Source organism: Alteromonas sp. 14N.309.X.WAT.G.H12 (genome assembly GCF_036697315.1).
Lineage (GTDB): Bacteria > Pseudomonadota > Gammaproteobacteria > Enterobacterales > Alteromonadaceae > Alteromonas.
This window is the reverse complement of the sequence record NZ_JBAHZB010000090.1, coordinates 1-14,018: the sequence shown is the minus strand read 5'-3', so window position 1 is coordinate 14,018 and position 14,018 is coordinate 1. Positions and strand designations below refer to the sequence as shown.

Here is a 14,018-nt window from a genome sequence, read left to right as displayed (position 1 = left end):
GTTTAGAGGACATGCTTCCTTGTCTTTTATAATAGATAGCGCCAACCTGATGAACTGTACGCAGGTTAAATCCATCCAATACCATTCTAAAAATCAAATCATAGTCTTCATGGCCGCCGGCAACCCGTTCAGCCGTTGAAAATCCCCCTGCTTTTTTCACTTCATCAGTGCGGTATAGATAAATATGAGGAGGCCCTATATTAATAAAAGGTAATGCTGACATGGCTTCGCCAAAAGCAGGAAATAGGGTCTTGGTAAAACCTGTTTGTTCCGTTACTTCATTATAAGCCACACAACATATTGTTTTTTTGGCCGTTCCCAGTGATGACACCTGTAGTTCGATACACGGGGGCATAAGCTCATCGTCAGCATCCAGAAACTTGATGTATTCGCCTTTTGCGGCCGCTAATCCCGCATTTCTCGCCGCTGAAAGCCCCAGATTTTCCTGTCTGATCAACTGCACAGAAGAACGACAATTTGGCACCACAATGGGTAACTCACTGCCGTCATCAACCACAATGACTTCGATATTATGGTATGTTTGATGATCCAGCGAAGTTAACGCTCTTGACAGATATTCTTGTTGTTGGAAACAGGGGATCACTACGGTAACAAGAGGCTGTACTGTTTTGTCGTCAGACATACTTATTCATCCTGCTTTATTCAAAAAAGCTCAAGAGAGGGAAATGACGCCTTAAGGAAATCTTCAATTTCTGTTCGATAGGCAAGTGAGGCAATAACAACAAGATCAACACCAGATAAGTGTTTTTCATCTGGATTGAATACGGGTATCCCCTGTACTGACGGTATTTGTTGCCAATTCCTGTCAAAAATCGCCGCAACATCAAAACCCGCACTTTCAATGATTTCAGCAAGTCGTTGTCCTAGCTCTCCGGCCCCGTAAATCCCCACCCGTTTATGTCGCTTCATGGTTTGAAACAAGCGGATAATATAGTCGTCCCGAAAATCCCAGGGTGAAATAGATAGGCATGTTCGATAGCTAATTATATCTTGAGCTGCCCAAAAAGGTTCGTAAGGCTTGGGCGCACCGATGTAGTTTTCAAGTGATTTAACCACATGAGGATCCAACGGACTTGTCTGCAATGCCTCTATCAAGGTGGCAATACGACACCCAGACGTCGTTACAGTGGCAGACTGGATATATTGCTCCAACTCCTCTGCCAAGGCAACCAGCGCAGCGGCAGAATCCGTCGGTGTAATAGTGAAAAGATGACTGTAACAGATAAGCACAGCAAGAAGCGTCTCGGCATCTAGCGTCTCTTCTTTTTCCAGTAATTGCCTGACATTATAAGCCCAAACATTTGCGCGAGTGCGGTGCATCGCTTCCAGGTTGGTAGACATGGTGCCTGAATAACGATGGTAAATGACCCCTACAGTATGATGCATAACGATACGAGAGCCCTGTACAAGCAAACGAAACACCAGATCATAGTCTTCGTGCCCCCCTTGGGTTCTTTCCGATTCATCAAAACCGCCAATTTCTGTTAAATCCGCTTTCTTAAACAAGTAATTATGAACAGGACCAAGATTGACTAACAAGATAGCATGGAGTGGATTACCTATTGCTCTGACAATATCAATGTTATCGCCGGTATCCTCAAAAACCTCTCGGCATCCGATACAGCTGATTGTGCTACCTTGTGCGCTCATAGAGGGAACTTGCTCAGATAAACAATGAGGAAGCAACTCATCATCAGCATCCATAAACTTAACCAAACTGCCGCTAGCTGCTCTCAATCCACGGTTTCTGGCCGCAGGAAGCCCTTGGTTGTCCTGTTTGATTAAGGTGATCGGAAAGGGATAATCAGATGAATTTAATGAAACAGCCGGTACACTGCCATCGTCAATCACGATAACTTCCACAGACGTATAGGTTTGCTTAGCAACAGATCCTAACGCACGAGGCAATAAATGGCCTTGTTGGTAACAGGGAATGACAATGGTAACCACAATCTGTTCTTTCATAGTTGCTTCATTTTTTTTATAGGATTATTGTCAATGCAGGTCTTTAGGATTCGGACTGATGATATCAATATCATGGCGATCCATTCGTACAGCTTCACGGTTAATTTTATCAACTATCTCCTGTTGAAACGCCATAGAAGCAACAACATATCGCTTAATCCCTTGTAGTAACACCTGATCTAAAGACTGCACAGAATACCCGGAAACCGAATATTGATGGCCAAGCTCCGCCTTACGATCTATTAAATGGCTTACTTTTATTCCTGCTGTTTTTAAATGAGGTGCAAGGGCAATAAAAAACTCCCCTGCCCCATAAACAGCAATTTCATTCCAATGCATTGCCTTGAGTCTGCGCACAAGGCGATAGATACAATTTTGCAGATCGTTATTTATTAATCCTAGTGCCTGCGGAATGAGTTTATCGTTTTTTAACGCAATCAGTGCAGCCGGCCAATGTAGTCTACCTTTCTGCCAATGACTGGCTTTGACGATATGTTCTATCGCTTCGGCTATTTCATGGTTTTTATTCAGTGCTAATTTTTGAGACGCATCGACAACGCTAAATTCATTATCTGTACCAAAATTATCTTGATGCGTAAGGTATTCAAATAAGGCCGCTTCGCTACAGGAAGGTAACATAATGTATCGTTTAATTATTGCCGCAACTTGTTTGACATCCGGTGGAGCAATGCCTTCACGTAGCGCTAAAGATAAATAACTCAGACATGCCGATTTGAACTGTTCACAATACACGCCATTGCCGGCAACAGCGGTTCCCGTTACAGGGACGACATGGTTGTCCACTTCCCTATAGCTTAATGTGGACCCTTCATCACCAAGAAGCAGGGCCTCTATACATTCAGGAGAACGAGCGAGCCGTTCACTGATGCGGTCAAAACGATTATCTGGCGGTAGAAATGAACGATAATGGGTAGAATCAATAAAGCGATAAATTCTTTGTGTGGCAAAAAATAAAAAATTGGCTTTTGCTTGGGTACAAAAAATATTCTCTAAGGAATGCTGAATTGTGCCACCATCACCAAGATCAACAATGGCGCACTGAGCAAAATCTTCGGTTACGTTTTGCCTGACATATTTCTTGAACAAGGATTTTTGCTGCGCCACTTTATTTTCTACCCACTGCTGCTGCTTTTTAGCGCCATTAAGCAGCACGTCATATAATGCGCTTCCATGAATAACAACATCATCAATAGACTGCAACGTCATTGATAAATCAAACATGGCAAATTCATCTGGGGAAAGATTAAAATCGTCGATAAAGTTTTTCAGGGTATACCCGTTATAATTTGCCACTGTTGCGATGGTTTTTTCCAGCCACTCGTGGCTATCCGTATCGATACTGGCCCAGAACGCCGACAGCCTTGAAACGTATAACGTGTTCACTTTAATATCGCTGTTGCCCTGTAACGCAAAATAATGGGCTAATAGCGGTGAAAAAAAATATCCTTCGCGCATGACACACACGACCTGTTTCACATTCAAATGGATACATTGTTCATAAAGCCAATGAGCGAAAGCATGCATCACGGGTCCCCAAACAAACCCACCGAGATCTGACGCCACAGTGTGAATCTCATTTTCTCTAGACTGACTCAAACAACTGAGGGTTCTCACGGCATTGGATACATTAAGCTGTGAACAAAGAGCCCGTTCCATTTGCACAATATAAGGCGCATCAATAGACAATGCGAAATGTAATGCCTTGATGCCCACTAACCGTGCGGCATTCACATCTGAATCAATATTATCGCCAATATGTAACCATGAACCAGGGTGCCAATGACGGCTTTCAGCCACATGCAAAAACAGTTTCCCACTTTGTTTAGTGACGCCACATTCTGAAGATACGTACAAAGGGATATCATGCAATGAAGGATAAGAATGAAAAAAGATTTCTTGTATTTGCGTTTGCGAGAAATACATATCAGAAATAAACCCAATCTGAATCCCTCGTTTTTGCAAGTCATCAATCACTTCCAACAAGGCCTCATTTAATACAGAAAAGCGTTTCTCCGCTTCGCATTCAGCGATGGCAAAGGCTTGCTTCGCTGCCGTTGAAAAAGGCATGTGTTCGAATATCTGTTCGAAGCGAATATCTTCGCGTTCAAGATGGCATTGTCTCGCTCTTGTCTCAGCATTTATGCGAAGCGCCCCATAATCACGCTTATTTATATGCGCGGCTTTAAATACCTCATCATTTAACATTTCAAAAAGTTGGCTTGGTTGTGCAAGATGCCTAAAAACGAGGGTATCGAATACATCAAACGTTACGGTTTTAACGCCCTCAGACACCACTTGATGAACGATTTTCTGGTAGATATTCACACCCGCCCCTTAGTATCACAGGCAAAGGAGGCACGTAACTCAGCAAAACCCGCTTGCAGTTGTTTTGCAAGGACAGGGGCATGAATCGAATTGAAGATGGAAGAATATGCCTCGAAAGCCTGCTTGAGGTGTTTTAACTCAGATGCCTTACAAACATTAAAAAAGCGATCCACCAAATATCCCGAAGGTACTTTGGTCGCCTCCAGTACATGCTCAACAAGATGAATACATTCTTCCGGTTTGCCCAAAGCTAGGTAGCTTTCCCACCCTATAACTTCGCGTTCACCAAGCACTTCAGATAGTGATGATAAAACCGCAGTAAAGCTTTCTGGGTTAGCACAAACAATAGCTTTCACTTGATCGGTTTTAATCCCATCCCACCATTGATACGGGGACTTGGTAAAAATATTATCAGGCTGCGCAAACCAATTTTGCATAGCAAAATCATACAGCGCCAAATGACAGCTTAACGGTTGTGAAGATTGCCCTTTTTTAGCCGATAAAAATGCCTGTCGGGGTAGCTCCTTTAAACGAACCTGAATAAGGTTATTAAACTTTTCCGCAGACAAATACTTGGCAAAAAAACGCAAACGGTTGCGCTCAAAATAATAATTGCTAAAGGTGTTGGTGGCATTTACTGCCCCCATTTTGTGCCGCACACGGGCCTTACGAATGGCGTGAATTTCATAGCCCGCCTGTTTTACCCGGGTACACCAATCCATATCGTCCCAGTAAATAAAATGGGCTTCATCAAAGGTGCCAATATCTTCAATAATACGGGTTCGAGTGACTAAACAACAGGCTGGCACATAGTCACAATTCACCACTTCCGGTAGGCTGTCACTGTCGTCATGGCCCTTCAATGGCGTGCGAACACCATAATGTTCCCAATCGATAAACGCGCCCAGTTCTTGTAGCTTTTGCGGATTGTCCATGGTGCATATTTTCGCCCCGGCCACACCTACCCTGTCATGTTGCTGTAAGTAATCCACTAACAAAGACAAGGTATCAACATCTAACAAGATATCATTATCCAGTAGCGCGGTGTATTCACAGTCCGATGCCATCGCCGCCTGCATACCACGAGCGAAGCCCCCTGAACCGCCGGTGTTCTCAGTGAGGGCGATTAATTCCACCCATTCACCGTAGTGCTGCCTGATCATATCCTGGCTACCGTCAGTGGAGGCATTATCAACCACAAAAACCTTCATGGCAGGCCAGGTCTTTTTTGCCGGCCACAACGAATTCAGGCAGCCTTTCAGGTAAGCCACCTTATTATAATTGCATATGACAACGGCAATGGACGGCTTCATGATGTTGGTTGCGCTCTTAGAGTATTTTTTACATAGTCGGGTTCGTTGCAGTGCTCAAATGCCAAACAGTGACGATGATCAAAAAACACGCCGTGTGTGGCAGATTCTCGGATCCAAAATCGAAATTTTTCACTGTTATTTTTAAAAAGAAAATACAGGGCCGCGGCAAACTGATGATGGGCGATCCCCGCCTTAATCACAGCATCTTCTACATCAAACTGTGCCGCTAATTCGCACGCTAAACAAATATCGGCCAGACTTTGTTCCCGCCGCGTGACGCTGCGTTGGGTTTGTGCCCCAAAACTATCACCGTGAATACGGTAACGCCCCAGCACGTCGGGAATAAAATCGATACTCCCATTGAGATACCCTGCGTTTAAGATGTAAAAGGGATAATCCAAAATAATTTTGCAGTCTTGGGCCACAGTCTGTGTTAAAAAATCATGCCGGCGAAACATCACACTGCTGGCCTGCATATAGGTGCCAAAACGTATTAAATGGGAAATGTCAGAGCGCACCGGAATATTCGACCAATTGTAGTAAGATTGGCTATATAGGCGAATAGACGTATTAGTCTCAGAATCAAACATATCCGATTCATGGTAAACCATCTGACAATCTGGATTCGTATCCAAATAATCTATCTGGGTTTGCAGTTTTCCCGGTAACGCCAGATCGTCGCCATCTAAGTACGCAATGTACTGACCACGGGCTGCCTTAAGTAAGGTTTTCATATTCCTTGCCAGGCCACCATTGTCAGTTTTTATAATGACGTGAAGGTGAGGAAACTCCTCTTCCAGATGACGAAGGATCCTGGCGGTGTTATCCGTAGAAGCGTCATCACACACGATAACTTCATAGGGTGCTGTAACGCTCTGCTCAAGTACCGAACGCAAGCAGGCTTCAATATACGTTTCCAAATTATAGGCAGGAACAATAACCGATAGCTTCATTCAAATACCACGCGACGTGCCAACTGGCTTAATAATTCATATCCATCCCACTGGGCAGAAAACGTCAATGCGTTACCCAGAGGAACAATTCTGTCTATTCCTTTTATCGGCGCATTGTGAAAAACCTTGAAAAGTGAGTCTTTACTTACCCCTGCGTAGGATAAGGTTTGCCACCTTGCATCATCATAATTGAGTAATGCCTCAACACCGTCTACCCGCACACAGCACAAGGTATACTGTCCACTATGTCGTTCAATAAGCGCCGAATGCTCATGTTTTACATGGACAAGATTAAGTACCCCAACCTGTTCATTGCTATAAAGCAGATCATCGCTTTGACACCATTGGTTATAAATTAATTGCTCATTTTTACGGGTAATTGAGGGTGTTACCGCCTTCGCCTGTTTAGCTAATGCGTTGACAAAGGACGTCCAGTGGGCATCGTCTCCGCGCCAAAATAAAATACGCGGCGATGAACAAGCCTGCTGTTCAAAGGGTTCACATTCACGCCACAATAACCCCGCGGTGTTGTCATTATCGTCGATGTGGTGAAAGTCGATATAGGAAGCAGAATAGCGATCCGCAAAGCTGATATCCCGACACCTTGGCTTACAGGCTAAAGCCCGAATAGCCGTCACACTATCATCGCCTCCCCACAATACTCGGGCGTCTGCCTGCTTGCTTATTACTGCCCCATCTTGATGATCACGCTCAAAACGTACAAATTGGTTGGTATTGGCCACATCGGCATAGTCTGGCAGCGACAAAACAGCTTCCATCACCTTTAAAAGCACTTGCTGAACGTCACTTTGACGACTGGATAAACGCACAATGTTACGATTTCCCATTAACAATGCACAAACCCAGCTGTATACAAACATGGTATCCACATTCGCAGGGGTATAGTGCACCACCAACCCCACGGGCTTATACACGCCATCGGCCAGGGTATTTAGTATTTTTTGTATATTGGCGCGACGTAACCAAAATCCCAGCGCGACCAGATCCGGGAAGGCTTTACAGGTATCGCTACGAAGCAGCGCACCGGACAAGGCTTCAATAAAAGCGAGGGTCACTTTTTCGCCCACCACGGCATTTTGCTGGTGTAAGGCAGGCAATGCACTGGCAGCAAGGCGCTTTTTAAACGGTAAGATTTGCTCAATGCTCACGCTACACCTGCCGTATCGCTACAACCGCGGATCTCGGTTTTCGGTAACCGTCCGGCAAGGGTGAAATACCGCCCTTTCCTCCCACACCCACAATCATCTTCACCGATAATGGCTCCCATATCTTCTGTGAGTATGCTGAAACCGGGGTAACTGGTGGGAAGTGCCGATAACACCTGAATTAAGCCAGTTTCGCCATGGGGTAAAGGGCGAAGAGTATAGGGGCAACGCACTACCACATCAGCCAGCGAAGGCGCATGTAAATGGCCTTTTTCACACTCAACAAATACACTACCTACCTGTTCTGCCATACCATAAAAATTGTGAATACGGGTCAGCCCGGTCAGGGATGTCAGGCTGTTTTTGAAGACCCCGTTGGTGACCTGTTGATCCACCAGTTTTTTCCAGCCCCCACTGTGGATCAAAATGCCTTGTGACAAATCCACATTGATGCCGCTTCTTTCTATGGCTTTAACAAAGTGCAACCACACCATAAAGGTAAACCCGAACAAAAGCACAGGCTCCCCCTTATGTCTTTCAGTAAATTCCCTAACCGCTTGAGTATTTAGTGTCATATCAGTATTCAGCGCATAGCTAGGTTTACGGCCGAAAAAGGCCATCCCCTGAATGCCCGCGGCCCGCGCTGACAGGTCTGGGGAAGCTAATACATCCGGTGAATCAATAATCAGCATCGGCAAACGTTGCTTACCAATAAACTGCTGCATAATGGTAACTAGCGCTTTACTCTGCCGGGCACTGGTGGCTTTATCGAGGATAACCCGTGCCGGCGTTTGTCCAGTGGTGCCCGAGGAACGAAGCTCGCGAAAGACCTCGCTATCGGCGATGCTGGCTAAACGTTGTAATTTAAATAACCTTACCGCCAGATAAGGCAGTTCGTCATAGCAGCTAAACGCAGGCGGTGCTTGACTAAACAGCCTTGCATACGCAGAACAATGGGTAAGGTGGTGCTGGTGTAAGTGGGCCATCAGTGCCAGTAGTTTTTTGCTTTTTTCCTGCTGGCTCATACCATAAACCGGCTGTGCCAATAGTTCGGTAAAGCAACTCTGGTAGTTCGAAGAGGTTGAATCCATGGTCATTTCATCGTTTCCCTTGCGCAAGTAACGCCGAATAGTCCGTTTTACCATTTGGCAACAAGGGCCAGGCATCGACTTCAATCACCACTTTCCCCCGCGGCGGGCAGGATACCCATTCATCAAGCCAGACTCCTGCCACCGCTTTATTACTAGGTTCGCACGCCAGCACTAACAGGTTATCTTCGCCGCACGCTTTCACATTCACCCCTTTTTGTGCAAACAGCTCTTCAAGGGCATCCAAATTTAAACGCTCACCGAATAACTTGATGATCCGCTTTAACCGGCCACAAATATAAAAATCACCATCCTCGTCTCGATAGGCTAAATCCCCAGTGGCCAATCGTTGACTCGCTGACAGGGCGGCAAAATCCGTCTTATCTTCACAGTAGCCAAGCATCACATTGTCGCCTTCATAAATCAGTTCCCCTTCCATGTGGGCAGTTGTGATTTCACCACCATCAGGATCCATGAGGCTAAGCTTGCCGCCGGGGATGGCCTGACCTATGGACTTAGGTTTTACTGCCACCTTTTCGCAGGGTAAATAAGCCATACGGGCAGTGGCCTCGGTTTGCCCGTACATCACATAAAAACCCTTATGGGTTTTATCGGCATACTCGGCTAGGGCGTTAACATAATTTTCCGCCAATTTCCCCCCCGCTTGGGTAAAGTAGCGTAATGCGGGAAGTGCATGTCGCGTAAAGCGCAATCGCAGCAGCATTTCATAAAAAGATGGCACACCGGATAAAGAGGAGATCGCCTCATCGGTAAGTAAAGACCAAAACCCTTTATCCATGACGGTTTTGTCGGTCAACCGAATGGCTGCTCCCATCTGTAAATGGGTATGTAATACGGACAAGCCATAGGAATAAGACAAGGGCATGGTACAAAGGGCGATATCAGAAGATACAATAGGCAGGTATTCACAAATGGCCGTGGCATTGCTATCCAAATTACCATAAGACAAAGCCACGTATTTGCCGCCCCCAGTTGAACCGGACGTTGTTAGCACAACAGCCAGTGCCGCAGGCGTGTTGATCACCTTGTCATGGCGCAGGATTATTTGTTCAGCCTCCACCCAAATATTGGGGTCGAGCCGATGTAAGAGATGTTGCTTACCCTGAGCCCCAAGGGAGGGATTAAAAAGTACCACCGGATAAGCGAGGCGAAGACAGGCAAGGTAACAGGCAATGGCCCCAAGGCGGTTATCCATACTTAACGCCACCACCGGGCGAAAACTTAACTTACCCAGTTTCTCTTGCCAGCTCACTACATGGGCAAGCAGTTCAGCATAGGAAAGGCTATCCCCATCGGTTATCACCGCCACCGAGGAAGGGGGATGTGAGTCGATGGCGCGCCAGAACGCCTGTTTCACGGATAAAATAACCCATCCACGGGCAACACATGGCCGGTGGTATAGGCAGATTGTTTAGATAATAAAAACACCACTGCCCGGGCCACCTCACCGGCTCTACCTGCACGGCGCATAGCAATACGAGACTCCACCTCTTGTCTGGCTTCATCATCAAAATGGGCGGTCAGTTCGGTACTAATAAATCCCGGCGCCACCGTATTGACCCGAATTCCCACCACAGCCAATTCTTTCGCCAATGAACGACTTGCGCCACTGAGTGCCGCTTTACTGGCACCATAGGCACTTAAACCGCTGCTGCCCTGTTCTCCTACCTGAGATCCTATATTGACGATACTGCCGTGACGATGACGGGCCATCAACCGACTGGCTAACTGCATATGCTGATAAGGTGCCAGAAAGTTTATATTTAATTGCGCTTTCAAACCATCCATAGTACTGACCGACAGCGGAGCTTGATGCATAATGCCGGCATTATTTACCAGCCCCATCAACGGCCCCACATCAGGCTGATTTTGTTGTTTTTGGATCTGACGGAAAGCCTCTTTCACGGCTTTTTCATCGGTGACATCATAATTGAGGGGGATCACCCGCGACTCATACTGATTTACCAAAGCAGACAATTTGCCGTCATTTCGTCCTGCGGCAAATACCGCGGCGCCGGCACTGACACATTCATTGACAATGGCGCGGCCAATATCACCGGTGGCGCCGGTAACTAAAACCGAGCCCCCTTTTAAGATCATGGATTCAGAATTGGACATCATACCTGGCCAAAATTTCCTTTGCTTTTGCAACCGAACTCATATCGATAATATCGTCCGTGTCCAGCATCACGTCAAAGGCATCTTCTAGTTCAGCGATGAGGATCATATGGGCGGTGGAATCCCATTGTTTAATCGTATTATAGGTTAAACCGTCAGAAACCTGTTCTTCGGCGATCCCTAAAGCCTGAACAAATGTTTGCGTAAGCTTTTGCTGATTATTCACAAAAAACCTCTTTCATTATTTCGCCTTACCCGTACGGGACAACAACGACTTCAAGGTGACAGTTTGCCGCTCATAGGACGCTTTTTGCAAGCGCAAGGTGATAAATTCTCCCCGACTGTCGATTTCATAACCCAATTGCTGGTTATATTTCAACGCGGCCTGGTTATCCCGTTTCACCGCGGCATGTAACGTCTTTGTTCCCAATACGAAAAAACAATAATCATACAAGGCTAATGAGGGTGCAAAGGCAACGATGTTGCCCTGATAGTTAGGTTCACCAATATACAAACCCGGCTCAAGAGTTTGCGCCGTAACCACAGTATCGCAACGACGAGTGACTTTCACATTCACCGCGCCGATGGGCGTATCCCGATATTCGATAAGCCAATGCATTTGGCTGGTATCGGTGACCATTTTTTTAAACCAGGCCTGTTGTTGTTCTTCGCTTATCAGCGCGGTGCTTAGCATTTTTTCTCTGACGAAGTCACTGTTTCGCCATTGTCGCAATAGCTCAAGATCTTGGGCTGTAATGGGGCGCAATCGAACCTGATAATTTTCAATAACAGGCACATTTACCATAGGTTTCATCATCGGTTGATCACCTTGGCAATAGCATCGAGGACATGATAAGCGCCGTCGGCGCGGTATTTATTTTTTAACGCATTATGCATAACGTTCAGTGCCTCGGCAGATTGCCACAACTGCTTAACCGTATCTGCAATGGCGTCTAATGGCGCATGCTCAATACAATCAAAGGCTTGGCACCAACCTTCCTGCTGTGCCTGTAACGTCGCCAGACGTTGATTTTCAGCGACCATCAACAACACAGAGGGGGTTTCACACACCCCTAATTCAAATTGGCTGCCGCCTGCGGCGCTGATTGCCAATTTGGCATTGCGCCATACATCCGCCATATCCTGACAATTATGCACATGTTGTATGGGTAAATCACTTTCACCGATGACCTGCTGCAAGGCAGCTGTATCCTTAAAAGCTGCACCAGTGACGACCCTTAATGGTGTATTGTCTAGTACCGTATCCAAGGCCCGAACCAAAGGAATAGTGAGTTTTTTAGGATCACTGCCGCCAAGACACAATACGATACCGTGTCGCTGGGCAAACCCTGGCGGTGTGCCCACCTGGAATTCACGGCGCATAAGCCGATATTTCGCACCGGTACATAATACGGCTTTAGGCTGCAGGCGCTGATATTCTTCATCCAGCGCCGAAGAGGTACTGTTTACGATGATATCCGCCACTCGCACTTGCGTGAGCTGGCCATCATCCATAACCACCACCGGCGTTCCCTGTTGGCGGCATAGCGCCACCGCATTGGGCTCGATGGCGTAACCATCTACCACAACCACCGAGGCATTAATTGACTGGGCATAATTGGCAATAAAATCAGCCTCATCTGACTGACGGCTTTGCGCACATTCCACCACAGGGTAAACCCAGTCATGGCGGCTAACGGCGAGGGCTTTACTACCAGCATCAACGATGAAATGGCAGGGTATGTCATAGCTTTCGGCCGCTTGGGCCAAGGCTAATGAGCGCATTAAATGGCCCATGCCAATGGTTGGCGACACATTGACTCTAAACAGCACCGGTCTCACAGGCTCACATGCTCCCAAGACAATGCCGTGCCTTTTTTCAGCGATTGACGGGCTTTGCCCGCCAACACGTCATCCCAATGTTTAGGGGCTAAACCAAAAGCCGGGCGAACAACTTTTAAATTGTCCTTGGTGAATTTCTCACCTTGAGCAATATCGGCACTAACATAAATAGAACGCCGGTATTGTTTGGCAGCATCTTCGGCTTTGCTGCCACCATAAGTCACCTTGCCCATGGCCTGCCACGCGCGTTCAGTCTCGGTCACCAGCATGGTGAGCTCTTCTGGCTGTAAGGAAAAAGCTGCATCGACACCACCGGCAGTTCGGTCAAGCACAAAGTGCTTCTCAACAACCGTCGCACCTAAGGCCACCGCCGCCACCGCCGCCCCAATGCCACCGGTGTGATCGCTTAACCCTACCTGACAAGCAAAAGCATCACGCATATGAGGGATGGTAGCTAAATGGGTATTGCTGGGATCCGCAGGATACGTACTGGTGCACTTCAACAAAATAATTTCGTTGCAACCGTGGCGTCGGGCACATTTCACCGCATCTTCAATTTCCGACAGACTTGCCATGCCAGTAGATAATATCAGCGGCTTTCCTTTACTCGCCGCGTAGGCAATAAGGGGTAAATCTGTAAGTTCAAAGGAAGCGATTTTAAAACAGGGCACCTCTAAACTGGCTAAAAAGTCCACCGCGTCATTATCAAAAGGTGAGCTAAAGGCTAACATCCCCAATGATTGCGCCCGTTCAAATAAGGGTTGATGCCATTCATACGGTGTGGCAGCTTTTTGATAGAGTGCGTGCAACGACTCGCCATGCCACAGGCTATCTTGCTCAGCGATCACAAAGTCATCACTTTGCACATCTAGCGTCATGGAATCTGCGGTGTAGGTTTGTAACTTAATGGCGTGAGCGCCGGCTTTTGCGGCTGCATCGACCATGGCACAGGCAAGATCATAATCCTGACTATGATTGCCACTTAACTCTGCGATAATAAAAGGCGGCGCTGAAGGCCCAATCAATCTATTGCCAATTTTTATCTTATCCATCCGCCTCTCCTGCCAAAATATCCATCACCCCCTCAACAAGAATTTGTGGATCCACAGGCTCTGGCGACATGTCGGTGGCAAACTCCGGCATTAAGGTTCTGGGATCTACCGTTCCGCTTATCACTAACGACGG

At 46.7% G+C, this 14,018-nt stretch carries 13 protein-coding genes; all 13 read right to left on the bottom strand.

From position 1 onward, the window contains the following. The coding region (locus V5298_RS16435) for a glycosyltransferase family A protein (protein ID WP_332932520.1) at nt 1-643 on the bottom strand (643 nt) is incomplete at its 3' end. A gap of 20 nt (nt 644-663) precedes the next feature. Then, the gene (locus V5298_RS16430) at nt 664-1,986 is read right to left on the bottom strand and encodes a glycosyltransferase (protein ID WP_332932519.1); all 1,323 of its coding nucleotides are present in this window, start codon (nt 1,984-1,986) and stop codon (nt 664-666) included. A 30-nt stretch (nt 1,987-2,016) separates the two neighbouring features. After that, nucleotides 2,017-4,332 (bottom strand): HAD-IA family hydrolase, encoded by a 2,316-nt coding sequence (locus V5298_RS16425; protein WP_332932518.1) that lies wholly within the window; start codon nt 4,330-4,332, stop codon nt 2,017-2,019. Beyond that, complete coding sequence (locus tag V5298_RS16420) at nt 4,329-5,645, bottom strand: glycosyltransferase family 2 protein (RefSeq protein ID WP_332932517.1); 1,317 nt, start codon at nt 5,643-5,645, stop codon at nt 4,329-4,331. The genes V5298_RS16425 and V5298_RS16420 overlap by 4 nt, the downstream gene beginning before the upstream one ends. After that, nucleotides 5,642-6,598, bottom strand: a complete 957-nt coding sequence (locus V5298_RS16415) for a glycosyltransferase family A protein (protein WP_332932516.1) — start codon at nt 6,596-6,598, stop codon at nt 5,642-5,644. Before V5298_RS16415 ends, V5298_RS16420 begins: the two co-directional genes overlap by 4 nt. Then, complete coding sequence (locus tag V5298_RS16410) at nt 6,595-7,767, bottom strand: acyl-CoA reductase (protein WP_332932515.1); 1,173 nt, start codon at nt 7,765-7,767, stop codon at nt 6,595-6,597. Before V5298_RS16410 ends, V5298_RS16415 begins: the two co-directional genes overlap by 4 nt. Further along, a complete protein-coding gene (locus V5298_RS16405; protein WP_332932514.1) occupies nt 7,764-8,861 on the bottom strand; it encodes an acyl-protein synthetase in 1,098 nt (365 codons plus the stop codon). The genes V5298_RS16410 and V5298_RS16405 overlap by 4 nt, the downstream gene beginning before the upstream one ends. Nucleotide 8,862: 1 nt before the next feature. Beyond that, nucleotides 8,863-10,230 (bottom strand): AMP-binding protein, encoded by a 1,368-nt coding sequence (locus V5298_RS16400; RefSeq protein ID WP_332932513.1) that lies wholly within the window; start codon nt 10,228-10,230, stop codon nt 8,863-8,865. Continuing rightward, nucleotides 10,227-10,994, bottom strand: a complete 768-nt coding sequence (locus V5298_RS16395; RefSeq protein ID WP_332932512.1) for an SDR family oxidoreductase — start codon at nt 10,992-10,994, stop codon at nt 10,227-10,229. Before V5298_RS16395 ends, V5298_RS16400 begins: the two co-directional genes overlap by 4 nt. Continuing rightward, entirely contained in the window at nt 10,978-11,217 is a 240-nt protein-coding gene (locus tag V5298_RS16390) for an acyl carrier protein (RefSeq protein ID WP_332932511.1), read from the bottom strand. The genes V5298_RS16395 and V5298_RS16390 overlap by 17 nt, the downstream gene beginning before the upstream one ends. A 15-nt stretch (nt 11,218-11,232) precedes the next feature. Further along, on the bottom strand, nt 11,233-11,808 hold the full coding sequence (locus tag V5298_RS16385; protein ID WP_332932510.1) for a GNAT family N-acetyltransferase: 576 nt from the start codon (nt 11,806-11,808) through the stop codon (nt 11,233-11,235). After that, nucleotides 11,805-12,833: a UDP-2,4-diacetamido-2,4,6-trideoxy-beta-L-altropyranose hydrolase gene (pseG, locus tag V5298_RS16380; protein WP_332932509.1), complete on the bottom strand. Its 1,029-nt coding sequence runs from the start codon at nt 12,831-12,833 to the stop codon at nt 11,805-11,807. The genes V5298_RS16385 and pseG overlap by 4 nt, the downstream gene beginning before the upstream one ends. Next, entirely contained in the window at nt 12,830-13,885 is a 1,056-nt protein-coding gene (gene pseI / locus V5298_RS16375) for a pseudaminic acid synthase (RefSeq protein ID WP_332932508.1), read from the bottom strand. Before pseI ends, pseG begins: the two co-directional genes overlap by 4 nt. Nucleotides 13,886-14,018: the final 133 nt, after the last annotated feature.

Excerpts from the sequence above, each read along its gene's own strand:
- V5298_RS16415 (WP_332932516.1), bottom strand. The coding sequence starts at position 6,598 with ATGAAGCTATCGGTTATTGTTCCTGCCTATAATTTGGAAACGTATATT.
- V5298_RS16405 (WP_332932514.1), bottom strand. The coding sequence starts at position 8,861 with ATGACCATGGATTCAACCTCTTCGAACTACCAGAGTTGCTTTACCGAA.
- pseI (WP_332932508.1), bottom strand. The coding sequence starts at position 13,885 with ATGGATAAGATAAAAATTGGCAATAGATTGATTGGGCCTTCAGCGCCG.
- V5298_RS16385 (WP_332932510.1), bottom strand. The coding sequence starts at position 11,808 with ATGATGAAACCTATGGTAAATGTGCCTGTTATTGAAAATTATCAGGTT.
- V5298_RS16430 (WP_332932519.1), bottom strand. The coding sequence starts at position 1,986 with ATGAAAGAACAGATTGTGGTTACCATTGTCATTCCCTGTTACCAACAA.
- V5298_RS16420 (WP_332932517.1), bottom strand. The coding sequence starts at position 5,645 with ATGAAGCCGTCCATTGCCGTTGTCATATGCAATTATAATAAGGTGGCT.
- V5298_RS16395 (WP_332932512.1), bottom strand. The coding sequence starts at position 10,994 with ATGATGTCCAATTCTGAATCCATGATCTTAAAAGGGGGCTCGGTTTTA.